The sequence below is a fragment of the Mesorhizobium sp. M1365 genome (genome assembly GCF_040317865.1).
In the GTDB taxonomy this organism is placed as follows: domain Bacteria; phylum Pseudomonadota; class Alphaproteobacteria; order Rhizobiales; family Rhizobiaceae; genus Mesorhizobium.
Genome location: NZ_JAMYLG010000127.1, coordinates 1 through 504, shown reverse-complemented (window position 1 = coordinate 504; position 504 = coordinate 1). Strand labels below are relative to the sequence as shown.

1 protein-coding gene is annotated in these 504 nt (G+C 66.3%); it reads right to left on the bottom strand.

Going from position 1 to position 504, the window contains the following annotated elements; all coding sequences use genetic code 11:
• Positions 1-55: 55 nt before the first annotated feature.
• On the bottom strand, positions 56-409 hold the full coding sequence (gene tnpA, locus NKH04_RS33180; protein ID WP_031239744.1) for an IS66-like element accessory protein TnpA: 354 nt from the start codon (positions 407-409) through the stop codon (positions 56-58).
• Positions 410-504 lie beyond the last annotated feature (95 nt).

The window sequence follows — 504 nt, the reverse complement described above, 5'->3', positions numbered from 1 at the left end:
CGCATATCGGTCCGGCCGACCGCCAACCAGATCCGCACCTGGCTCGGAACCGGGATCATGAAACGCCCAGCGCCTTCACCATCGCTGCCGCCAGTGTTGGCGGCGTGGTCAGCGGAATCCGCAGCCGCACCTTGCCGGCGACCTCCAGCTCGATCACCGCTGGGGATGCCGCCGGCCGCGAAACGGCGACAGGCTCATCGGGAGCCACGACAACTTCGGCAAAGCCCGTCTCGCGGGCTCTCACCGTGCGGCGCCACTTATAGATCAGGCTGGTCGCGACATCGTACTGACGCGCTACCGCCGCCACTGTGGCCCCGGGCGCGAATGCCGCGGCCAGTATCCGGCACTGATCCTCTTCACGCCAACGACGACGACGCTCAGGCCCGGTCAATAACGTCACATGGCTCATGCTGTGCTGCTAACTTCGCTCGTAAGGGCGACCTTAAGAGCGCAGCCTCGCTACCGTGCCGTCCTCTCGCAAGGCGGCCTTCGCCGGAGGGTATC